General features: G+C 67.2%; 20 protein-coding genes. 16 read left to right on the plus strand and 4 right to left on the minus strand.

Going from position 1 to position 22448, the window contains the following annotated elements:
• Positions 1-49 precede the first annotated feature (49 nt).
• The 3 genes from minD (at position 50) to sbcB (ending at position 2695) form a co-directional block, all read left to right on the plus strand.
• The gene (gene minD, locus NFH66_RS01520; RefSeq protein ID WP_349607798.1) at positions 50-868 is read left to right on the plus strand and encodes a septum site-determining protein MinD; all 819 of its coding nucleotides are present in this window, start codon (positions 50-52) and stop codon (positions 866-868) included.
• On the plus strand, positions 865-1125 hold the full coding sequence (gene minE / locus NFH66_RS01525; RefSeq protein ID WP_349607800.1) for a cell division topological specificity factor MinE: 261 nt from the start codon (positions 865-867) through the stop codon (positions 1123-1125). The genes minD and minE overlap by 4 nt, the downstream gene beginning before the upstream one ends.
• Before the next feature lie 76 nt (positions 1126-1201).
• The gene (gene sbcB / locus NFH66_RS01530) at positions 1202-2695 is read left to right on the plus strand and encodes an exodeoxyribonuclease I (protein WP_349607802.1); all 1494 of its coding nucleotides are present in this window, start codon (positions 1202-1204) and stop codon (positions 2693-2695) included.
• 358 nt (positions 2696-3053) lie between these two features.
• On the opposite strand, the gene NFH66_RS01535 is transcribed toward sbcB, so the two are convergent.
• Positions 3054-5906 carry an insulinase family protein gene (locus NFH66_RS01535; protein WP_349607804.1) on the minus strand — a complete coding sequence of 951 codons (2853 nt, stop codon included), beginning with the start codon at positions 5904-5906 and terminating at the stop codon, positions 3054-3056.
• The gene (locus NFH66_RS01540) at positions 5903-6592 is read right to left on the minus strand and encodes an SOS response-associated peptidase (RefSeq protein WP_349607806.1); all 690 of its coding nucleotides are present in this window, start codon (positions 6590-6592) and stop codon (positions 5903-5905) included. Before NFH66_RS01540 ends, NFH66_RS01535 begins: the two co-directional genes overlap by 4 nt.
• A gap of 114 nt (positions 6593-6706) precedes the next feature.
• Here NFH66_RS01540 and NFH66_RS01545 point away from each other — a divergent pair, with 114 nt between their 5' ends.
• Together NFH66_RS01545 and NFH66_RS01550 are read left to right on the plus strand one after the other, a co-directional pair.
• On the plus strand, positions 6707-7312 hold the full coding sequence (locus NFH66_RS01545; RefSeq protein WP_349607808.1) for a TetR/AcrR family transcriptional regulator: 606 nt from the start codon (positions 6707-6709) through the stop codon (positions 7310-7312).
• A gap of 8 nt (positions 7313-7320) precedes the next feature.
• Entirely contained in the window at positions 7321-8043 is a 723-nt protein-coding gene (locus NFH66_RS01550) for a 1-acyl-sn-glycerol-3-phosphate acyltransferase (protein ID WP_349607810.1), read from the plus strand.
• A 23-nt stretch (positions 8044-8066) separates the two neighbouring features.
• Here the strand turns inward: NFH66_RS01550 and NFH66_RS01555 are convergent, their stop codons facing one another.
• Both NFH66_RS01555 and NFH66_RS01560 read right to left on the minus strand, forming a co-directional pair.
• Positions 8067-9338: an HlyC/CorC family transporter gene (locus NFH66_RS01555; protein ID WP_349607812.1), complete on the minus strand. Its 1272-nt coding sequence runs from the start codon at positions 9336-9338 to the stop codon at positions 8067-8069.
• A 78-nt stretch (positions 9339-9416) separates the two neighbouring features.
• Positions 9417-10217: a cytochrome C assembly family protein gene (locus NFH66_RS01560; RefSeq protein ID WP_349607814.1), complete on the minus strand. Its 801-nt coding sequence runs from the start codon at positions 10215-10217 to the stop codon at positions 9417-9419.
• Between the two features lie 202 nt (positions 10218-10419).
• On the opposite strand from NFH66_RS01560, the gene ffh reads away from it, so the two are divergent.
• The 11 genes from ffh to NFH66_RS01615 all read left to right on the plus strand — a co-directional run bounded on the left by ffh (position 10420) and on the right by NFH66_RS01615 (position 22442).
• Positions 10420-11826 carry a signal recognition particle protein gene (gene ffh, locus NFH66_RS01565; protein ID WP_349607816.1) on the plus strand — a complete coding sequence of 469 codons (1407 nt, stop codon included), beginning with the start codon at positions 10420-10422 and terminating at the stop codon, positions 11824-11826.
• Between the two features lie 122 nt (positions 11827-11948).
• A complete protein-coding gene (gene rpsP, locus NFH66_RS01570) occupies positions 11949-12197 on the plus strand; it encodes a 30S ribosomal protein S16 (protein ID WP_349607817.1) in 249 nt (82 codons plus the stop codon).
• Positions 12198-12234: 37 nt separating this feature from the next.
• The gene (gene rimM / locus NFH66_RS01575) at positions 12235-12786 is read left to right on the plus strand and encodes a ribosome maturation factor RimM (RefSeq protein WP_349607819.1); all 552 of its coding nucleotides are present in this window, start codon (positions 12235-12237) and stop codon (positions 12784-12786) included.
• 53 nt (positions 12787-12839) lie between these two features.
• A complete protein-coding gene (trmD, locus tag NFH66_RS01580; protein ID WP_349611625.1) occupies positions 12840-13601 on the plus strand; it encodes a tRNA (guanosine(37)-N1)-methyltransferase TrmD in 762 nt (253 codons plus the stop codon).
• Between the two features lie 153 nt (positions 13602-13754).
• Positions 13755-14111 (plus strand): 50S ribosomal protein L19, encoded by a 357-nt coding sequence (gene rplS, locus NFH66_RS01585; protein ID WP_349607821.1) that lies wholly within the window; start codon positions 13755-13757, stop codon positions 14109-14111.
• Positions 14112-14229: 118 nt separating this feature from the next.
• Positions 14230-15129, plus strand: coding sequence for a site-specific tyrosine recombinase XerD (xerD, locus tag NFH66_RS01590; protein ID WP_349607822.1), 900 nt, complete (start codon positions 14230-14232; stop codon positions 15127-15129).
• Positions 15130-15132: 3 nt separating this feature from the next.
• The gene (locus tag NFH66_RS01595) at positions 15133-15882 is read left to right on the plus strand and encodes a DsbC family protein (RefSeq protein ID WP_349607823.1); all 750 of its coding nucleotides are present in this window, start codon (positions 15133-15135) and stop codon (positions 15880-15882) included.
• A gap of 48 nt (positions 15883-15930) precedes the next feature.
• Positions 15931-17247: a homoserine dehydrogenase gene (locus NFH66_RS01600; protein ID WP_349607824.1), complete on the plus strand. Its 1317-nt coding sequence runs from the start codon at positions 15931-15933 to the stop codon at positions 17245-17247.
• A 112-nt stretch (positions 17248-17359) separates the two neighbouring features.
• Positions 17360-18715 (plus strand): IS1182 family transposase, encoded by a 1356-nt coding sequence (locus NFH66_RS01605; protein ID WP_349607825.1) that lies wholly within the window; start codon positions 17360-17362, stop codon positions 18713-18715.
• Between the two features lie 327 nt (positions 18716-19042).
• Positions 19043-20431 (plus strand): threonine synthase, encoded by a 1389-nt coding sequence (gene thrC / locus NFH66_RS01610; RefSeq protein WP_349607826.1) that lies wholly within the window; start codon positions 19043-19045, stop codon positions 20429-20431.
• 205 nt (positions 20432-20636) lie between these two features.
• Positions 20637-22442 (plus strand): single-stranded-DNA-specific exonuclease RecJ, encoded by a 1806-nt coding sequence (locus NFH66_RS01615; RefSeq protein WP_349607827.1) that lies wholly within the window; start codon positions 20637-20639, stop codon positions 22440-22442.
• The last annotated feature ends 6 nt before the right edge of the window (positions 22443-22448 follow it).

Below are 22448 nucleotides of genomic sequence, written 5' to 3' on the forward strand. Positions count from 1 at the left end.
TGCCCCTCGATGGTCCGATCCATTTCAACGACACGACAGGAAGCGACTCTTGGCCAAGATCATCGTTGTGACCTCCGGCAAGGGAGGCGTCGGCAAGACAACCAGTGCGGCAGCCATTGCCACTGGCCTGGCACTTCGCGGCAACAAGACCGTGGTCATCGACTTCGACGTCGGGCTGCGTAACCTGGACCTGATCATGGGCTGCGAGCGCCGCGTGGTCTACGACCTGGTGAACGTCATCCAGGGTGAGGCGGGGTTGAGCCAGGCGCTGATCCGCGACAAGCGCGTGGACAACCTGCATATCCTCCCGGCCTCCCAGACCCGCGACAAGGATGCCCTGAGCCTGGAAGGGGTCGAGAAGGTGCTCGATACCCTGAGCAAGGACTTCGACTACATCCTCTGCGACTCCCCTGCTGGCATCGAGCGTGGTGCCCAACTGGCCATGTACTTCGCCGACGAGGCGATCGTGGTCACCAATCCCGAGGTCTCCTCGGTGCGTGACTCCGACCGCATCCTCGGTCTGCTGGCCTCCAAGACTCGGCGTGCCGAGCGCGGTGAGGATGAGATCAAGCAACACCTGCTGATCACCCGTTACAACGCCATGCGGGTCGACACCGGCGACATGCTCAACCTCGAGGATATCCGTGAGATCCTGGCCATCGACCTGATCGGCCTGATCCCGGAGTCCGAGGCGGTGCTGCGGGCGTCCAACCAGGGGGTGCCGGTGACCCATGACAACGATAGCGATGCTGGCCAGGCCTACGTCGATACCGTGTCGCGTCTGCTCGGCGAGGAGGTGCCCCTGCGCTTCCACGAGTACCAGAAGAAGAGCCTGCTGAGCCGCATGTTCGGAGGAGGTCGTCGTTGAAACTGCTTGAATTCCTGAAGCGAGAGCGCAAGAAGTCCGCGTCGGTCGCCAAGGAGCGGCTGCAGATCATCGTGGCGCACCAGCGTAGCCAGCGTGGGCAGCCTGATTATATGCCGATGCTCGAGCGCGAACTGCTGGAGGTGATCCGTCGCTACGTCCAGGTGGACGATAATGCCATCAACATCAGTCTCGACAGCGAAGACAATTGCTCGGTGCTGGAGCTCAACGTGACCCTGCCCAAGAGCTCGCCGGGCTGAGCCTGGCGGGCTGAGCGAGTCGCGGGGCTGTGCTAGGCTGTGGCCTCCATGCTGAATTGCCGGAGAGACCTTGCCCATGGCGCCGCCTGACGCCCCGCAGACCTTCCTATGGCACGACTACGAGACCTTCGGTGCCGATCCGCGGCGCGACCGACCTTCGCAGTTCGCCGCGATCCGAACCGATGCCGAGTTCAACGAGATCGGCGAGCCTGTCACCTGGTATTGCCGCCCGGCAGACGATTTCCTGCCCCACCCCCAGGCCTGTCTGGTCACCGGCATCACGCCGCAGCAGGCGCGGCGGCGCGGGCTGCCCGAGGCGCAGTTTGCGGGACAGATCGAGGCGCTGATGAGCGTGCCGGGCACCTGCTCGGTGGGTTACAACAGCGTGCGCTTCGACGACGAAGTCAGCCGTCACCTCTTCTACCGTAACCTCCTGGACCCCTATGCCCGGGAGTGGCAGAACGGCAACTCCCGCTGGGACTTGATCGACGTGGTGCGGGCTTTTCACGCCCTGCGCCCGGAGGGGCTCGAGTGGCCGCGTCGGGAGGATGGTGCCCCCAGCTTTAGGCTCGAGGATCTCACCGCCGCCAACGGCATCGAGCACGCCGGCGCCCACGATGCCCTGGCCGATGTGCGTGCCACCATCGCCCTGGCTCGGCGCCTGCGCGAGGCCAATGCCAAGCTCTTCGATCTACTGTTGAGCCGGCGCGGCAAGCGGGCGGTGGGCAAGCTGCTCGATGTTCCCGGGCGCAAGCCGCTGCTGCATATCTCGCGGCGCTACCCTGCCAGCCGCGGCTGCGCCGCGCTGGTGGTGCCGCTGGCCGAGCACCCTACCAACCCCAACGGGGTGGTCGTCTATGACCTCTCGGTGGATCCGGCGCCGCTGTTCGAGCTCTCCGCCGAGCAGATCCGCCAGCGGGTCTTCGTCAGCAACGACGATCTGGCCGAGGGTGTCGAGCGCATCCCGCTCAAGGTGATCCATATCAACAAGTGCCCGGTACTCTTCGCGGCCGGGGCTCTCAAGGACGTGGCGGGCGAGCGCAAGGGGCAGTACGGCGATATCGTCGAGCGCCTGGGGCTGGACATGGCCACCTGCCGCGATCACTGGAGGCGCCTCTCGGGCCACCCCGAGGTAGCTGCCCGGGCCGCCGAGGTGTTCGCCGAACCGCCGCCGGAAGGGCCCCGGGATCCCGATGTCATGCTCTATTCGGGCGGTTTCTTCTCGCCGGCGGATCGCCAGCAGATGCAGCGGGTGCGCGACATGGCCCCCTGGGACCTGGTGGGCGCTAGCTTCGCCTTTCAGGATCCGCGCCTGGAGGAGATGCTGTTCCGCTACCGGGCGCGCAGCTTCCCGGAGACCCTGGAGGGCGAGGAGCTCGCCCAATGGGAGGCCTACCGCTGGGCGCGCATGAATGACGCCGAGGTGGCCAGCCTGACCCTCAAGGGCTTCGCCCGGGAGATTGAGCGGCTTAACCAGATCGAGCTCTCCGACCGTGACCGCCAGGTCCTCGAGGAGCTGGTGATGCATGTCGAGGCGATCCTGCCGCCCCAGGCGTTCGAGGCGGGCTGAGATCTCATGAGGGCTGAGCCTGGGGTCCCCCACGAATGATGTCACGATATCGGCATATTCGAAGGTGTTGGTGCCTCATGCGAGCACGGTGCCGCGCCCTTGGGGTCTGACCCCGCTGCTGCGTGTTGCGCCAACACTCTGATATGACTGAGCAATCAACAACCTGGGGGTCAGACCCCAAGGGCTGCGAGACCCCAAGGGCTGCGCCGAGCTCTCGGATATCCGCCAAGAATATGCAGCCTATTGATTTATAAGGATCATTTCTGGAAATGCCTCAGGGGTGAGCCGTCAGCTTCTCACTCCTCACCCCTCACCCCTCACCCCTCACCCCTCACCCCTCACCCCTCACCCCTCTCTCTTACTCTTCACTCTCGGGTAGCGGTGCCAGATGCGCGGTCAGCGCCAGCACATCGTCGGGCTCGTCGCCTGGGTCGAAGGCGATCCGTAGCACGGGGCCGGCTCGCAGATCCGACCAGGCCTCGCGCAGCTGGTCGGGGGTGAGGGTCCGCACGCGCTCGGCGAGGCGCTCGCGGCGATCGAAGTCGGTATCGCCATAGGCCAGCGCCCGCCACAGGCGGTCGGTGCGGCCGGACAGGCTGGTATCGCGCCGGGTCAGCTCGGCGTGAACCGCCTGGCGATAGGGCGCGAGGGTGGCCTCGTCCAGGGTCTCAAGGGTGGTGCCGAACTCCTCCAGGAAGCGCTCCACGTGCTCGTCGATCGACTCGCTGTCGGTCTCCGGTGACTGCACCATCAGGGCGAGCCCCGGGGCGTCCAGCATCGGCGAGTAGCTGGCGTTGACCACGTAGCCGAGTTGCTGCTCGGTGCGCAGGCGCTGGTAGAAGGGGGTGTCGATGAGCTGGCCGAGTACCGCGAGCCGCGCCTGGCTCTCCAGGGAGCGGTCCGGACCCTGCAGATAGCGCAGCAGGATCGACTCCTCGCGGCTGGTGTGCGGGGTCAGGGTGGGCAGGTCCGTGGTGGCATCCAGCGGTACCAGCTCGGAAATCGCGTCGGCCGCGAGGCTCGGCGCCAGGGCGTCGGCCACTCGGCGGGCGCTGGCCGCGGCCTCCTCGGCGCCGAGGTTGCCCACCGCCATGGCTTCCAGGTGCAGCTCGCCGAGGAAAGTATCGCGGAAGTCGCGAAGATCGGCGCTGGTCAGGCCCTGGCTGGCGTCGAGGAGTGCGGCGCTTGGCCACTGGGGCCGCACCAGCGCCTCGCTGAGGGTGCGGCTGGCCTGGCGGTACAGCGGGTCTTGTGGGGCATTGCGCCACTCCCGCTGCAGGCGGTAGCGCACCCGCTCGAAGGTGGCCGGCGCGATCTCGCCGTGCTGCAGGTGTTCGATCACTCGCTCCATCACCACGTCCTGGCGATCGCGCCAGCCGGAGAAGGCCAGGGTGATGCCCCGAGCGTGGGCGTAGGCAGCGACTCCCTGGCCGGCCAGTCGTGCCGGGTAGAGCGCCTCGTTGAGGCTGTCTTCCAGCCAGCCGGCCAGCAGTCGGGTCAGCACCGCCGCGCGGGGTGCCTTGGCGGCGCGCGGGTGTTGCAGGCTGAAGCGCCACTCCGCCTTGGGTGTGTCGAAGCTGGCGTCGGCCATGTGCCAGAAGGCGAAGGCGGGCTCGTCGATCCGTTGCCTGGGTCGCTCGTCCTGGGCGTCGAGCAGCACGAGATCCTCGGCGATATAGGGGTTGGGCTCGGGCAGCGCCAGGCCGTCGAGCGGCGTGGCGGCGGCCTGGGTGTCGTCGCGCCAGGGGGCGTTGAACCATGGCGAGGTCTGCTCGCCCTCGACGTCCGGGGCACTGTAGAGGCGGATCAGGTTGTCGGGGGTGAGGGCGGCCAGGTAGTCGCGGGTACGCTCACGGTCGAAACCGTCCATGCGGTAGTCGGCGTACTGCACGTCCTCCACCGGGAAGCGCGCCAGGTTCATGGCCAGGCGCATGGCGTCCTGCAGGGGCGAGCCGTGCTGCTGGAACTGGAAGCTCTGCTCGGCCAGGCGCGCCTGCTGCCCATAGCGCCATGCCTCGGGGCCGGCCTCGCGGAGCATCCCGATGGCGGCGAACAGGCTGGCCTCGATGGCATCGCGCTGCCGGGCGCCCTCCGGGGTCAGGCTGAGGCTGACGGTGAACAGGGCGTGCCGGCCATCGCCCCGGGAGACGCCGGCGGAGAGGCCGTCGGCCCAGCCCGCCTCGCGCAGGGCGGCGAGCAGGCTGCCCTCGCCCTCATGCCCCAGCAGATGGGCGATCAGGTCGGCGGGCTTGTGGCGGTATTCGGCGATGGGGTCGGGCACCGGGAAGAAGAAGCGCAACTGGCGGCTGTCGCGTAGCGACTGCACGGCGACCCGCCTGGGGAGTGCCTCCGGCAGGGCCAGTGGGGTGGCGATCTCGGGGCGTGCAAGGCCGTGGTCGGGCACCAGGGCGAAGCGCTCGGCGACCAGCGTCTCCAGCTCGTCCAGGGGCTGGGGGGCGACCACCGCCAGGTGCATGACGTTGGCATCGTAGTGCGACTCGTAGAAGTCGATGACCCGCTGGCGCAGGCTCGGTTCGTCCCCGGGGCGATCGGCCAGGGTCTCGCGGCTGCCCACCGAGAAGCCGGTAAAGGGGTGTTCCGGATTCAGCAGGCGGTCGAGCACGTCGTTCTCTCGCCGCCCTTCGTCGCGGATACGAGCCATGTACTCGGAGTGCACAACGTTGCGCTCGCTCTCCAGGCGGTCGGCGTTGAATAGCGGGGCGATGAAGAACTGGCTGAAGCGGTCCAGGGCGCCTGCGAGGGCGTCGGGTTCGATATCGAAGAAGTAGTTGGTGTCCTGGGGCGCGGTGAAGGCGTTATGGCTGCCGCCGTGGCGGGTCAGGTAGCCCTGATAGGCGTCCGCCTCGGGATAGGGCTCGGTGCCCAGGAACAGCATGTGCTCGAGGAAGTGGGCGAGGCCGGCCAGGTCCTGGGGGTCCTGGGCGCTGCCCACCGAGACATTGAGGGATGCCGCCGCCTTGTCGGCCTCGGGGTCGCTGACCAGCAGGGCGGTGAGGCCGTTTTCCAGGGTCACGACGCGATAGCCGCGCTCATCGTGGGGGCTGACGCGAGGAGGGGTGGCATCGGACGCTTCCTTGGCACTCTCGGCTCGGGCCGGGTCGGCGAGTACCGGCACGGTGAGTAGCTGCAGGCATAGCAAGCAGAGGGTCAGCAGCCGCGCAAGCGGTGCGATGGTCTGGGCGCGGGTCATTGTCTCTCCAGGGGGGACTGGTGGCGAAGCATGGGGCCAACCGGATGGGCGCAGGCTGCCTCCTGATTCGCCGGACTGTTCACACGTCTTGATACCGGGAAAGCGCCGAGGAGTTCCCGCGGCGCCGGGGTCAGCATGGCCTGGGCCGCCTCGGCCGGCGCCTGCGGGTCCAGCCAGCGCGGTGCGTCGGCGGGGGAGATGGCCGCCGGCAGGCGGTCGCTCAGGGGGGCCAGCAGGGTATTGGTCGGCACCGTGATCAGTGCCAGGGAGTCGGTATGCTCGGCCAGGCTGGTGTGGAAGCGACACCAGATCGCGGCCAGCAGTAGCGGACCACGATCCACCCGGGTGACCAGGAAGGGCTGCTTGGCGCGGGGCTGGGGTTTCCATACATAGATGCCGGTGGCCGGCACCAGGCAGCGCCGGGCCAGGAAGGCCTCGCGAAACATGCGGCGCGAGGAGAGGGACTCGGCGCGGGCGCAATGGGGCGCGTGGTCCAGTACCGTAAGCCAGGGTGGCGTCAGTCCCCAGAACAGGCGTCCCAGACGCATGCGCCCAGCCTCCAGGCGGATGCCCGAGAGCATGCGGCGGGGCGCCAGGTTGGCACTGCTCACCTGGGGCATGTCCATCGCCAGGTCGGGCAGCAACTGGCTGAAGTCGATCGGTGCGATATGCAGTCGGCCGGCCATGGGAGCTCCGGAGCGGGGCGCATCAGGGTAACATAGCTATCGAAAACGGTGTTCGATGTGCGCTATCCTTGGGGTCCTTCATGCCACTGCCCGCTCCGGCTCGCGAGGAACTCGATGGCTCGTCCCAGACAGCATGCTCCCGAGGCGCTTCATGCCCAGGTCATGGCGGCGTGCGATGCCTGGTTGCAGGACAATCCAGTACATAGCCTGTCGCTGCGCGCCCTGGCGCGCGAGGTAGGGTGCGCGCCCAGCACCCTGCTCAAGCTCTATGGCAGCTTTCATAACCTGCTGCAGCACGTCAATATCGAAACCCTTGGTCACCTGCGCGAGGTGATCGAGCCGCTGACCAGCCAGGCAGCGCCGGAGGAGCGGCTGCGCGCCCTGGCCCGCGCCTACTGGCAGTTTGCCCAGCGCGAGGCCTACCGTTGGCAGCTGCTGTTCGACTTCCCGCTGGCCCAGGAGGGCGAACTGGATCAGCGTCAGACCGAGATGATCGAGGCGCTCTTCCGGCGCGTCGAGACCACCCTCAAGGAGTATCAGCCGGCCCTCGATGACCTCGAGGCACGCCGCCTTGGACGCACCCTGTGGGGCAGCGTGCATGGCCTGGTCTTGCTGGGTCTCAACGAGCGCCTGGGCTACTGGCAGGGCCAGCAGCTGGAGGTGGGTGAATTGCTCGACCAACTGCTCGGAACCCTCCTGGCCGGCCTGAGGGCCAGGTAGGTATCGCGATGACAGCGTTGCTCTGGCCCCTGGTCGCCTGTGTGGTGCTATGGCTCGTCTGGCGGCTTGTGCAGGCGCCGCGTCCTGCGGTACGCCTGCTGGTCTATCTGTTGGTCCGCCTGATCTACCGGCTGCGCCTGGTGGGGATCGAGCATCTGCCCAGGCGCGGGGCGGCCCTGGTGGTATGCAACCACGTCAGCTTCATGGATGCGCTGGTGATGGGAGGGGCCAGCCCGCGACCGTTGCGCTTCCTGATGGACAAGCCGATCTATGATTCGCCCTGGCTCAACTGGCTGTTCCGCCTGGTGGGGGCGATTCCCGTGGAGTCCGAACGGCGCGACCCGGGTAACCTGCGCCGCGCGTTGGGGGAGGTGAGCCGTGCCCTGCGCGATGGCGAGGTGGTGATGCTGTTTCCCGAGGGGCGCCTGACCTCGGATGGCGAGGTGCAAGAGTTTCGCCGTGGCCTGGAGCTGATTCTTGCGCGCGATCCGGTGCCGGTGATCCCGGCGGGGCTCTCCGGGTTGTGGGGGTCATGGACGTCCCGTTGTCACGGGCCCGCCCTGAGCCGGTTGCCGCGTCGCTTCCGCGCGCGGGTGATGCTGCGGCTCGGCGAGCCGCTATCGCCTGGCATGGCCACTCGGCGCCAGCTGGAGGGGAGGGTGCGCGAGCTCAAGTGCGCCGGCGATGTCTGGACCCAGCCGGCGGTCGAGCAGCAGGTCCAGCGCCACTGAGGCGTGGTGTCCCGCTGCCCGGTTTAGCGCCGCCGCGGTGCCGGCCAGCAGCGGGCTTCGGTGATCAGGTTGTCGCGCACCTCCTGGATCTCCATGCGTATGCCGCCCACCTGCAGCGAGACCGGGCCCTCAGGAAACGCCTCCAGGTGTTCGAGGATCAGGCCGTTGAGCGTCTTGGGGCCGTCGGTGGGCAACTGCCAGCCCAGTGACTTGTTGATGTCGCGGATGTTGGCGGTGCCTTCGATCACCACGCTGCCATCTTCCTGGCGGTGGATCTCCTCCTCCATCCCCGCTACATCGGTGGTGAACTCGCCGACGATCTCCTCGAGGATATCCTCCAGCGTCACCAGTCCCTCCACGTCGCCATACTCGTCCACCACGATGCCGATGCGGCGCTTCTGCTTCTGGAAGTTGAGCAGCTGGGTGTGCAGCGGGGTGGACTCGGGGATGAAGTAGGGCTCCCGGGCCTCCTGCACGATGGCGGCCTTGGTGACCTCGGCACGGGAGAGGAAGCGTGCCGCGTTGCGCAGATGCAGCATGCCGATGATGTTGTTGGTGTCACCCTTGTAGACCGGGAGCCGAGTATGCTGGCTGGTGCGGATCTGGGCGAGGATCTCCTCGAGGTCGTCGTCGAGGTTGATGCCGACGACCTCGTGCCGCGGCACCATGATGTCGTTCACGGTGACGTTCTCGAGGTCGAGGATGGAGAGCAGCATCGTCTGGTGGCGTTGGGGAATCAGGGTACCCGCTTCATGGACCACGGTGCGTAGCTCATCGCGGGTGAGGTTGTCGCCGTCGCCATCGATGCTGCGCACGCCGATCAGCCGCAGCAGGCCATTGGAGATCACATTGACCAGCCATACCAGCGGATAGAGCAGCTTGAGCAGTGGCTCGAGCACCAGTGAGGCGGGGAAGGCGATGCGCTCCGGCTTCACCGCCGCATAGGTCTTGGGAGTGACCTCGGCAAAGATCAGGATGGTGATGGTCAGGACGGCGGTGGCCACGGCGGGGCCGGTGACGTCGCCGAGGAAGTGAATGGCGATGATGGTGGCGATGGACGCCGCCAGGTTGTTGACGAAGTTGTTGCCGATCAGGATCACGCCGATCAGTCGATCGGGGCGCGAGAGCAGCCGGGCGACTCGCTGGGCGCGCGCCTCGCCGCTGTTGACCCGGTGGCTGAGGCGGTAGCGGTTGATGGACATCATGCCGGTCTCGGAGCTCGAGAAGAAGGCGGACAGGCAGACAAGCAGGAGCAGCAGGCCGAACAGCAACCCCAGTGGGAAGTCGTCGCTCAAGTCGAAGGATCCTCGGTCGCGGGTCAGGCTCGATTTGAAGGGAGGTGGGCGCGCGGTGTCAAGGCGCTGGAAGGCCGCTCAGCCGCGGCCGAGCAGCACTTCCAGCACGAAGCGGCTGCCGAAGTAGGCCACCAGCAGTACCGCACAGCCGCCCAGGGTCCAACGCACGGCACGCATGCCGCGCCAGCCCAGGCAGTGATGGCTGAACAGCAGGATCGCGAAGATCACCCAGGCGGCCAGCGAGAGGATGGTCTTGTGGGCCAGGTGCTGGGCGAACATGTTGTCGAGGAACACGAAGCCGCTGAGGATCGACAGGGTCAGCAGCCCCATGCCGGCCCAGATCAGTTCGAAGAGCAGGCGCTCCATGGAGGTCAGCGGAGGCAGGGCCTGGACGATGCCGCGGATATGGTGGTGGCGCAGGGCGTGGTTCTGCAGGCCCAGCAGTACCGCCTGTACGGCGGCGATGGCGAGTATCGCGAACCCCAGTAGGGAGCTGATGGCATGGAGTGCCACGCCGGGCGGCAGGTCATCGGAGTGCGGTGCCGCCGGTACCGTGGCGGCGAGCAGCAGCGCGACGCCCGCCAGCGGCAGGATGCCCGTTGCGGCACCCAGCACCGGCTTGAACAGGCTGATGCCCAGCAGCAGGGATACCGCCATGGCGCTGATCAGCACCATGCTGGCGTAGAGCCCCGGCAGCACCTGGGTGTCGTGGCCGAATAAGCCGATGACCAGCGGCAGATGACACAGCAAGCCAAGCAGCGCCAGGCCGCGCACCAGCATCGGCCGCGGCGCGACCCGGCGCGCCAGGGTCAGCCCCTGCCAGGAGGCGGCGGCGGTATAGAGGAGGAAGGCCAATACGGCCAGGGCGAGCGCCTGCATGGGTTGCGATCCGTGCGCTTGTGGAAGTGAACAGCAGTCGGGTGACTGGCGTGCAGCTACTATACCCAATCCCCTGCCTGCCGCACAGGTCGTGGACAGCGACATCTCGACTCGGGGTGTTGGGCAGCGCGCATGGAGACTCGCAGCCACAGTGCGTATAATCGCCCGCAACCTTCAGGCCATCGCACATGTGGAGAGGCCAATGTTCCAGAATCTCAGCGAGCGTCTGTCGCAGACGCTCAAGTCGATCAAGGGTCAGGCGCGCCTGACCGAAGACAACGTCAAGGAGACCCTGCGCGAGGTGCGCCGGGCCCTGCTCGAGGCCGATGTCGCCTTGCCGGTGGTCAAGGACTTCATCGAGCGGGTGCGCGAGCGTGCCGTGGGCCAGGAGGTCTCGAAGAGCCTCTCGCCCGGCCAGCAGTTCGTCAAGATCGTCCAGCAGGAGCTCGAGGCGACCATGGGCGAGGCCAACGAGGGCCTGACGCTCAAGGGCTCGCCGGCGGTGGTGCTGATGGCCGGCCTGCAGGGCGCGGGCAAGACGACCTCGGTGGCCAAGCTGGCGCGCTACCTGCGCGAGCGCGAGAAGAAGAAGGTGCTGGTGGTCTCCGCCGACGTCTATCGCCCGGCGGCCATCGATCAGCTCGAGACCCTGGCGAAGGAGGTCGAGGTCGACTTCTTCCCGTCGCGCTCCGACCAGAAGCCTGTCGATATTGCCGAGGCGGCGATCAGGCACGCCAAGATCCAGTTCCATGATGTGGTGCTGGTCGATACCGCCGGTCGCCTGGCCATCGACGAGGCGATGATGGCCGAGATCCAGGCGCTGCACCAAGCCGTCTCGCCCCAGGAGACGCTGTTCGTCGTCGATGCCATGACCGGCCAGGACGCCGCCAGCACGGCCAAGGCCTTCCACGAGGCGTTGCCGCTGACCGGCGTGATCCTGACCAAGGCCGACGGCGATGCCCGCGGCGGCGCGGCGCTCTCGGTGCGCCATATCACCGGCAAGCCGATCAAGTTCATGGGGGTGGGTGAGAAGGTCGACGCCCTGGAGCCCTTCCATCCGGACCGCGTCGCCTCGCGGATCCTCGGCATGGGCGACGTGCTGTCGCTGATCGAGGAAGCCGAACGCACCGTCGACAAGGGCAAGGCCGAGAAGCTGGCCAGGAAGGTCAAGAAGGGTCAGGGGTTCGACCTCGAGGACTTCCGCGACCAGCTGCAGCAGCTCAAGAAGATGGGTGGCATGGGCGGCCTGCTCGGCAAGCTGCCTGGCATGGGGCAGATGGCCGAGCTGGCCCAGGGCCCCGGGCCCGAGAAGGAGATGGGCAAGCTCGAGGCGCTGATCAACTCCATGACGCCCCAGGAGCGCCGCAAGCCTGAGATCATCAATGGCTCGCGCAAGCGGCGCATCGCCGCCGGCGCCGGCCTGCAGGTGCCCGACCTCAACCGCCTGCTCAAGCAGCACAAGCAGATGCAGAAGGTGATGAAGAAGGCGGGCAAGAAGGGCGGCATGCAGAACATGATGCGAGGCATGTCCGGCATGATGGGCGGCGGCCCGGGAGGCATGGGCGGAATGGGCGGAATGGGAGGTCCGGGCGGGAAGCCCTGGCGTTAAGCCCGAAAGAGGTTCCCAAACGGGGCTGTTTTCCGTAGAATGCTGCGTCTTCACTGGCAGGACCGCGAATGGCGCGGTCATCGTCGTGACCGAATCCAACTCAACCGAGGACTGACTAGGCCATGGTTACCATTCGTCTGGCTCGTGGTGGCGCTAAGAAGCGTCCCTTCTACCACCTGACCGTTACCGATTCCCGCAACGCCCGCGACGGCCGCTTCATCGAGCGTCTCGGCTTCTTCAACCCGGTCGCCCGCGGCCAGGAAGAGCGTCTGCGCATCGATCTCGACCGTGTCGCCCACTGGCAGAGCCAGGGTGCCCAGCTTTCCGGCCGCGTGGTCGAGCTGGTCAAGGAAGCTCGCAAGCAGGCCTGAGCCTGATGCGATGGTTATCTCGGTGCCGAGGTCGTCGATGAGCGAATTCGCCAAGGCTCAGCCCGCCGACGATCATGTGGTGCTGGGAAAGCTGACCAGCCCCTATGGTGTGAAGGGCTGGCTCAGGGTGTACTCGTACACCAGCCCCATGGAGGGCATTCTCGACTACTCCGAGTGGGTCGTGCGTGAGGGCGAGACGCTCAAGCGTCGTCGCCTTATACAGGGGCGTCGCCACGGCAAGAGCCTGGTGGCCCGGCTCGAGGGCTGCGACACCCGCGAGGCCGCCGAAGCGCTGGCCGGTGCGGAGATCGTGATGCCCAAGGCCGAGCTGCCCGAACTGAGCAGCGACGACTTCTACTGGCACGAACTGGAAGGCCTGCGGGTCGTGACTCGTGACGGCAGTGTGCTGGGCCGCATCGACCACCTCTTCGAGACCGGCGCCAACGACGTCATGGTCGTGAAGGGAGGGCTCGAGGCGGACGCCATCGACGCCCGCGAGCGACTCCTGCCGTTCCTGCCCGAAGAGGTGATCCTCGAGGTCGACCTCGAGGGCGGCGTGATGATCGTCGACTGGGACCCGGAATTTTGACGGGAACCGGTTCGATGTTGACCGATTCGGCGGCCCCCGAGCGGATGGCCGATATGTGGATCGGCGTCGTCTCGCTGTTTCCGGAGATGTTCGAGGCGATCACCCGCCATGGCGTCACCGGCCGGGCAGTGGAGAAGGGGCGCATCGCGCTGGAGTTCTGGAATCCGCGTGACTACGCCACCGACCGGCATCGCACCGTGGATGACCGCCCCTACGGCGGCGGCCCGGGGATGTTGATGAAGGTCGATACCCTGCGCGCGGCGATCCACGCCGCCAGGGCCAGGGCCGAGCAGGCCACCGGGCAGCGCCCCAGGGTGGTCTATCTGTCGCCCCAGGGGCGGCGGCTCGACCAGGCCGGCGTGCAGGAACTGGCCGCCGGGCCGCCGCTGGTGGTGGTGGCCGGGCGTTATGAAGGCATCGATGAGCGCGTGGTGGAGAGCGACATCGATGAAGAGTGGTCGATCGGCGACTACGTGCTGAGTGGCGGTGAGCTGCCGGCCATGGTGCTGATCGATGCCGCGGCAAGGCTGGTGCCCGGGGTGCTGGGTCATCAGGATTCCGCGGTCGAGGACTCCTTCAACGACGGGCTGCTGGACTGCCCGCACTATACCCGCCCGGAGGCGATCGATGGGCGGCAGGTGCCGGAAGTCCTGCTCAGTGGCCATCATGGCGCCATCCGGCGCTGGCGACTGAAGCAGTCCCTGGGGCGTACCTGGCAGCGGCGCCCCGACCTGCTGGAAGGCAGGGAGCTGAGCAAGGAGCAGCGTGAATTGCTCCAGGAGTACCTCGAAGAACACGCACTGCTCGCCAGGTAGGGCAGGGCGGAGGTGCGGGAACTCCCGAGTCGCCGAACTCGTGGCCCGTGTCACCCATTATCTCCCGCGCTCTCGGGTTCGTTCGAGCGCCGGGATCACGATTCACCGGCAAGCCAAGCGACCGCTGAATCAGGTTATCAAGGAGTCATTGTCATGAGCAGCAAGAACAAGGTGATCCAGGCGCTCGAAGCCGAGCAGATGAGCAAGGAAGTGCCGGCCTTCGCCCCGGGCGACACCGTCATCGTCCAGGTCAAGGTCAAGGAAGGCAGCCGTGAGCGCCTCCAGGCCTTCGAAGGTGTGGTGATCGGTAAGCGTAACCGTGGCCTGAACTCCGCCTTCACCGTGCGCAAGATCTCCCACGGCGTCGGCGTCGAGCGTACCTTCCAGACCTACAGCCCGCTGGTCGACTCCATCGAGGTCAAGCGTCGCGGTGACGTGCGCCAGGCCAAGCTGTACTACCTCCGCGAGCGCAGCGGCAAGTCCGCCCGCATCAAGGAAAAGCTGGCCTGAGGCCGAGCCCTCGGAGCCCACGAGCCGAGGCCGTGCCCCGGCTCGACCGGGAAACCCCGTCACCGCTTGCGCGGGGCGGGGTTTCCTTTTGCCCGAGGCCTGCCAGCCGGAGCCTGCCATGAGTGCGCCAGACGAGAGAGCCACCATCGATGCCTTCCTCGACGCCCTGTGGCTCGAGCAGGGGGTGAGCGAGCATACGCTGGTTGCCTACCGCCGCGACCTGGTCGCCTGGGCGGCGCGTCTCGCCGAGGGTGGCGAGACTCTGGTCACGCCGGCTCCCGCGAGCCTGCCAATCTGGCTCGATGAGCGGCGTGCGGCCGGCTACCGACTGCGCAGCAACGCCCGACTGCTCTCCAGCCTGCGTCGCTTCTACCGCTGGGCGCTGGAGACGGGGCGCATCGAGCGCGACCCACTGGCCGAGGTTCGCCTGCCGCGGGTGCGGCCCAGCCTGCCGGAGACCTTGGAGGAGGACGAGGTGGAGAGGCTGATCGCCGCGCCGGATGTGACCACCGACCTGGGGCTGCGCGACCGCACCATGCTGGAGGTGCTCTACGGGGCGGGGTTGCGCGTCTCGGAGCTGGTGGGGCTGACCACCGATGCCGTGAATCTGCGCCAGGGGGTGGTCAGGGTGCGTGGCAAGGGCGGCAAGGACCGCCTGGTGCCGCTGGGTGAAGAGGCCGTGGAGTGGGTCTCGCGCTATCAGCGCACCGCCCGCGGGGCGCTGATGCGCGACGCCACCCGGCCCGCACTCTTCCCGGGGCGTGACGATCAGCCGCTGACCCGGCAGGCCTTCTGGTACCGGATCAAGCACCACGCCAGGGTCGCCGGCATCGAGCGCTCGCTGTCGCCGCATACCCTGCGCCACGCCTTTGCCACCCACCTGTTGAATCATGGCGCCAATCTGCGTGTCGTACAGATGCTGCTCGGTCACAGTGACCTCTCTACCACCCAGATCTATACCCATGTGGCCCAGGCGCGCCTGGAGCGCCTGCATGCCGATCACCACCCACGAGGATGAATCATGACAACCCTTTCCCGGACCATTCTGCTCGGCCTGCTGGCCGCGCCGCTGGCGGCCCTGTTTTCGGCACCGGCCCTCGCCCAGCAGGAAGGGGCCGAGCGGCTCGCCGAGCGGCTCTCGGTCAATGGCCAGTCGATGCCGGTGCAGAGCGTGCGTGAGGCACCGATGGATGGCCTCTTCGAGGTGCGCCTGAAGACCGGCGAGCGCTTCTACAGCGACGCCGATGGCGAGCACTTCCTGGTGGGGGACCTCTACCGCAACGGCGAGCGGGGCCTGGTCAACCTGACCGAGGAGGGCCGCAACACCGAGCGTGCGGCGCGGCTGGAGCAGGTGCCGGAGTCGGAGCGGGTCATCTTCCGTGGGCCGCAGAGCCGTGCCAAGGTGATGGTGTTCACCGATACCACCTGCCCTTACTGCCAGCAGCTCCACGAGGAGGTACCTCGGCTCAACGAGCTGGGCATCGAGGTGCACTACCTGGCCTTCCCGCGCAGCGGCATGAATGCCCAGGGCGCGCGCACCATGCAGCAGGTGTGGTGTGCCGACAACCCCGCCGAGGCGATGAGTGCCGCCAAGCGCGGCGATTCGCTTTCGGCCCCCGCAGACTGCGACAATCCGGTCGAGTCGCAGTATCATCTGGGGCTGGAACTGGGCGTCCAGGGGACGCCTGCCATCGTGCTGCCGGACGGTCGCCTGGTGCCGGGCTACGTGCCAGCCGAGCGACTGGCCGCCATGCTGGGGCTCGAGGAATAAGCCGCACGCCATACAACCAACTCGGAAGACGCGAGCAGGAGCAAGACATTGAAACCGGTGAGAGTAGGAATCTGTGGGCTGGGGACCGTCGGCGGCGGAACCTTCAACGTGCTGACGCGCAACGCCGATGACATTGCCCGGCGGGCCGGGCGACCGATTGCCATCGAGCAGGTCGCCTATCGCACCCCCAACCCCGAGTGTGATCTTACCGGCATCAACACCACTGCCGATGTCTTCGAGGTGGCCACCAACCCCGACATCGACGTGCTGGTGGAGCTGATCGGTGGCTACGACGTGGCCCGGGAGCTGGTGCTTGCCGCCATTGAGAACGGCAAGCATGTGGTCACCGCCAACAAGGCGCTGATTGCCGTGCACGGCAACGAGATTTTCGCGGCCGCTCACGCCAAGGGCGTGATCGTGGCCTTCGAGGCCGCCGTGGCCGGTGGTGTTCCGGTGATCAAGTCGCTGCGCGAGGGCCTGGGCGCCAACCGCATCGAGTGGGTCGCCGGCATCATCAACGGCACCGGCAACTATATCCTCACCCACATGCGCGACGAGGGTCGCGCCTTCGAGGATGTGCTGGCCGAGGCCCAGGCCCTGGGCTACGCCGAAGCCGATCCGACCTTCGACGTCGAGGGCATCGACGCCGCCCACAAGCTGACCATCCTCGCCTCCATCGCCTACGGCGTGCCGCTGCAGTTCGAGAAGGCCTATACCGAGGGCATCTCCCGGGTCACCGCCGAGGACGTGGAGCAGGCCGACAACCTGGGCTATGTGATCAAGCATCTGGGTATCTCCAAGCGCACCGAGCAGGGCCTGGAGCTGCGCGTGCACCCCACGCTGATCCCCAAGGAGCGGCTGCTGGCCAATGTGCATGGCGTCAAGAACGCCATCGCCGTGATGGGCGACGCCGTGGGGCCGACCCTCTACTACGGCGCCGGCGCCGGCGCCGAACCCACCGCCTCCGCGGTGGTGGCCGACCTGCTCGACGTGGCCCGCGACATCACCACCGATCACCACTATCGGGTGCCCTACCTGGCCTTCAGCGGCATCAGCGAGGACGTCAGCCAGCTGCCGATCATGCCCATGGAGGAGATCACCACCGCCTACTACCTGCGGCTGCTGGCGGTGGACCGCCCCGGCGTGCTGGCGCGGGTGGCCACCATCCTCTCCGAGCAGGGCATCTCCATCGAGGCACTGATCCAGAAGGAGGCCACCGAGGGGGAGCTGGTGCCGATCATCCTGATGACCCATCGCACCCGCGAGCAGCACATGAACGAGGCGATCCGCCAGATCGAGTCCATGGCCGATATCGCCGGCCCGGTCACCCGGATTCGCGTCGAGTCCCTGGACGAGCAGGAATGACCGGGCTTCGCCCGGAGCTGTAAGCCCCAAGTCAACTGCCTAGCAGCCTGTCGGACTTTCCGTTGCACCGTGAGATACTGACCACCGTCATCGCCGAGCTGAGAAGATCGCCATGAGCCGCTTCATCCCTGTGGATCGCCAGACCGATTACCTGCTGCCGCCTTCGGTAGACGAGTGGTTGCCCGATGGTCACCTGGCGCGGTTCGTTGTCGATGTTGTCGAACAACTGAACCTCTCGACGTTGACCCGGCGTTACATGGGGCGGGGTTCCAAGGCACATCACCCGGCGGTGCTACTGAGCCTGCTGATCTACGGCTACGCCACCGGGGTGGTCTCCAGCCGCAAGATCGAGCGTGCCACCTATGACTCGGTGGCGTTCCGCTACCTGGCCGCCAATACCCATCCCGACCATGACACGCTGGCCACCTTTCGCCGCCGCTTTCTGCCGGAACTGGAACAGTTGTTCGTACAGGTGCTGCTGCTGGCCCGCGAGATGAAGCTGCTCAAGCTTGGCACCATCGCCCTGGACGGCACCAAGCTCAAGGCCAACGCCAGCAAGCACAAGGCGTTGTCGTATGGCCATGCCAAGAAGCTGGAGGCACAGTTCAGGGCAGAGGTGAAAGCGCTGACCGAGCGGGCCGAGTCGGCGGACAAGGAGGACGCGGCCGACGGCATGGATATCCCCGCCGAGATTGCCCGCCGTGAAGCCCGCCTGGCGGCCATCGCTGAGGCGAAGGCCAAGATCGAGGCGCGCGCCGAGGAGCGGGACGCCACCGAGCAAGCCGCCTATCAGGAAAAGGTGGCGCGGCGGGAGGCGCAGCGCAAGGCCGGCAAGAAGCCCCGTGGGCGTGACCCCGAACCGCCCACTGGTGGCCCGCGTGACAAGGATCAGATCAATTTCACCGACCCGCAGTCGCGCATCATGCCGGTCACCGGCAAGGGGTTTGATCAGTGCTACAACGCCCAAGCCGCGGTTGATACCGAGAGTCTGCTGGTGACCCATGTCCACGTCACGCAGGCGACCAATGACAAGCAGCAAGTCATGCCGCTACTGACGGCCTGGCAAGGTTACCCGGAAACGCTGGGAAAACCTGACCACCTGCTGGGTGATACCGGCTACTTCAGTGCCAGCAATATCCAGGCCTGCCATGACCATGGTATCGAACCGCTGTTGGCGATGAAGCGAGACGTCCATCACCTTCCGGTCTTTGAACGTTTCGCCGCGGATCCGCCTGCCCCGGAGAGCGAGGACCCCGTCGAACAGATGGCACACCGCTTGAAGACGCAGGCGGGCCGAGCGCTCTACGCATTGCGCAAACATACCGTGGAGCCGGTCTTCGGGATCATCAAACACGTGATGGGGTTCCGGCAGTTCTCGCTACGCGGACTGGATAAGGTCAGCGGCGAGTGGCGATTGGCCACCATGGCGTGGAATATCAAGCGGATGCACCGGTTGACGGCGGGCTGAGGGCTCGCCGCGCCCAACCGGCCAGCAGGCAAGGCGTCAGAACCGCCTTGCAGAAGCTGAGGGGCAGGTTAAGAGCCACACAACAGCACCAACACCAACACCAACACAGGGGGGGGTGAAGAACCCACGCCTCAGCTCATCCATTAACCTCAAGTCCGACAGACTGCTAGAGCAATTGCGACTGTCTGCAGCGAGGAGCGCCGGGGACAAGCCGAAGAGGAGGTCCTATGCCAGGGATGGCATCGGTAGCGCCCAAGGATGGGTTCACAGCGCCTCCTCGCAGGCTTGTCGCCGGAATCGGCTCCGAGCGAGCAAAGGAACAGAATGATGCGCTATATCAGTACCCGCGGGCAGGCGCCCGCGCTCTCCTTCGAGGAGGTCGTGCTCACCGGCATGGCCAGCGACGGCGGTCTCTACGTGCCGGAAGAGGTCCCGACGCTCTCCCATGATGACCTCGCCGCCATGGCCGGGCTCTCCTATGCCGAGATCGCCTTCCGGGTGATGAAGCCCTTCATCAACGGCGAGATCGACGACGAGACGTTCCGCGGCATCGTCGAGGAGGCCTACGCCACCTTCAGCCACGACGCCGTGGTGCCGCTCAACCAGCTCGACGCCAACCACTTCCTGCTCGAGCTGTTCCATGGCCCGACCCTGGCCTTCAAGGACGTGGCGCTGCAGCTGCTCGGCCGCATCCTCGACCACTTCCTGATGAAGCGCGGCGAGCGGGCGGTGATCATGGGGGCGACCTCCGGCGACACCGGCTCGGCCGCCATCGAGGGCTGCCGCCACTGCGACAACCTCGACATCTTCATCCTCCACCCCCACAACCGGGTCTCGGAGGTGCAGCGCCGCCAGATGACCACGGTGCTGGCCGACAACGTCTTCAATGTTGCCATCGAGGGCAACTTCGACGACGCCCAGGCGATGGTCAAGGCGAGCTTCGCCGACCAGTCGTTCCTGAACGGCACCCGGCTGGTGGCGGTCAACTCCATCAACTGGGCGCGCATCATGGCCCAGATCGTCTACTACGTGGCCTCCGCCGTGGCGCTGGGCGCGCCGCAGCGCGAGGTGAGTTTCTGCGTGCCCTCGGCCAACTTCGGCAACGTCTTCGCCGGCTACATGGCCTACCGCATGGGGCTGCCGGTGGAGCGCTTCGTGATCGCCACCAACGCCAACGACATCCTGCACCGCACCCTGGCCGCCAACGACTTCTCCAAGCAGGAGCTCAAGGCGACTCTGGCGCCCTCCATGGATATCGTGGTGTCGTCCAACTTCGAGCGGCTGCTGTTCGAGGCCTACGAGCGTGACGGCGCCGCCGTGGCCGAGCTGCTCGAGCGTTTCCAGGCCGAGCCGACCGCCCTGGCGGATGCGCCCCTGGCCAGGCTGCGTGAGAAGTTCGCCAGCCATAGCGTGGATGACGCCACCATCCTCGAGGTGATCCGCGAGGCGCACCACCGCACCCAGGAGATCCTCGACCCGCACACCGCCACCGGCTACCGCGCCGCCGAGCGCGAGCGGGGCGACGCGGCTGTGCCGATGATCACGCTCGCCACCGCCCACCCGGCCAAGTTCGCCGAAGCGGTGGTCAAGGCGGGCTTCCCGGGTGTGCCGCTGCCGCCGCACATGGACGACCTGCTGGAGCGCGAGGAGCGCTACAGTGTGCTGCCCGCCGAGCTCTCCGCGGTGCAGCAGTTCGTGGCCGAGAACCGCCGCTAAGGCCCAAAGCCGGAAGCTAGAGCTGGAAGTGAAATAGCGAGGGGCGCCGGGGGCAGGTCTGGAGGGGGTCTTTTTCCAGGGAAGGAAAAAGTAGCTTACAGGGAGGTATTCACAGCGCCCCCGAACAGGCCTGTCGCCGGATCAGCCCCGAGCGGGCTGCTACCTCTGCGTTCTCAACTGCCAGCATTACCTGCAGGAGTCAGGCTTGAACGCCGCAAGCGATCCCATCGATCTGATTGAGCGCCTGAGGCCACGCATCCTGCCGCGGCCCCGGGATGCTGCCCTGTATGCCCGCGCCCAGCGCGAGGGGCTCTCCGAGCTCCAGGCCCGGGTGCTGGCCGGGCGCCTGGCGGGCTATCAGGGCGAGCTCGCGCCGCTGGTCTCGCCCAGCCTGCGCCACCTGGCCCACCCGGAACGGCTCGCCGACGGGCGTCGCGCCGCCGAGCGCATCGCCCAGGCGGTGGTGGATGGCGAGCATATCGGCATCCTCACCGACTACGACGTCGACGGCATCACCTCCCATGTGGTGATCCGGCGCACCCTGCACGAGCTGTTCGGCGTGCCGGAGGCGAGGCTGCACAGCCTGATCGGCCACCGCATTCACGACGGCTACGGCATCAGCCTGCCGCTGGTGGAGCGCACCCTGGCGCTGTCGCCGCGGCCGAGCCTGGTGATCACCGCCGACTGCGGCAGCTCCGATGAGTCGCGCATCGCGCGGCTGGCCGCCGAGGGCATCGACGTGGTGGTCAGCGACCACCACGCCCTGCCGGTGGAGGGGCCGCCGCCCTCCGCCCATGCCGTGGTCAACCCGACCCGGGGCGACTGCGATTACCCCGACCCGACCATCGCCGGCTGCATGGTGGCCTGGCTTACGATGTCGCTGAGTCGCTCGGTGCTGATCGAGTGGGGCGTGCTGGCCGCGGACACACCGAAGCTCTCGCCCTGGCTCTCCTATGTGGCGCTGGGCACCGTGGCGGACTGCGTCTCCCTGGGTGGCAGCCCCGCCAACCGCGCGGTGGTGACCCATGGCCTGGCCCTGATCAACCGCATGGAGGCGGCCTGTTGGCGTGCCATGGCCCAACGCCTGGGCCCCGACAGCGTGCCCTTCGACGCCGAGACCCTGGGCTTCCAGATGGGGCCGCGGATCAACGCCCGCTCGCGGCTCGATGACCCCTACGCGGCACTGCACTTCATGCTGGCCGCCGATGACGCCACGGCGGTGCGGCACCTGGAGACGCTGGATCAGGACAACCAGTCACGCAAGGCGATCGAGGCGGACATGGCCGAGGAGGCGAGGGCGCTGGCGATGCCGGCGCTGATCGCCGATGAGCCGGCCGTGGTGGTCTTTCTCGAGGGCGGCCACCCCGGCGTGCAGGGGATCGTCGCCTCCCGGCTGGTGCAGGCCTACGGGCGCCCGGCGCTGGTGCTGACCCCCGCCGCGGCACCGGGCATGCTCACCGGCTCCGGGCGTTCCATCGAGGCGCTCCACCTGCGTGACGCCCTGCAGCGCACCTTCGCCCTGGCGCCGGAGGCGCTGCCGCGCTTCGGCGGCCACCGCGGGGCGGCCGGGGTCGGCGTGCCCGTCGAGCATCTCGATGCCTTCAAGGCCGCCTTCCTGCAGGCGGTGGCCGAGCAGTTGGGCGAGGCCAAGCTCTACCCACGAATCCTCACCGACGGCGACCTGGCCCCCGAGCAGTTGAACCTTGCGACCCTCGAGGAGCTTCAGGGGCTGGGCCCCTATGGGCGCGAGTTTGACTCGCCGCTCTTCCAGGGCGATTTTAGCGTCGAGCGCCTGCGTCCCGTGGGGGCCGACGGCACCCACCTGATGCTGGAGCTCTCCCTGGGCGCGGCGACCCACCGGGCGATCTGGTTTCGCGCGCTGACCCCGGGGGAGGTGCCCGCCTTCGGCGTGGGCGATCGGCTGCGTTGCGCCTACAAGCTCAACCGCAACCGCTGGCGAGGAAGGGAGAGCCTGCAACTGATGGTCGAGCACGCCGAAGCGACGGCCTGAGCTCTC

Source organism: Halomonas sp. H10-9-1 (assembly GCF_040147005.1).
GTDB lineage: Bacteria > Pseudomonadota > Gammaproteobacteria > Pseudomonadales > Halomonadaceae > Halomonas.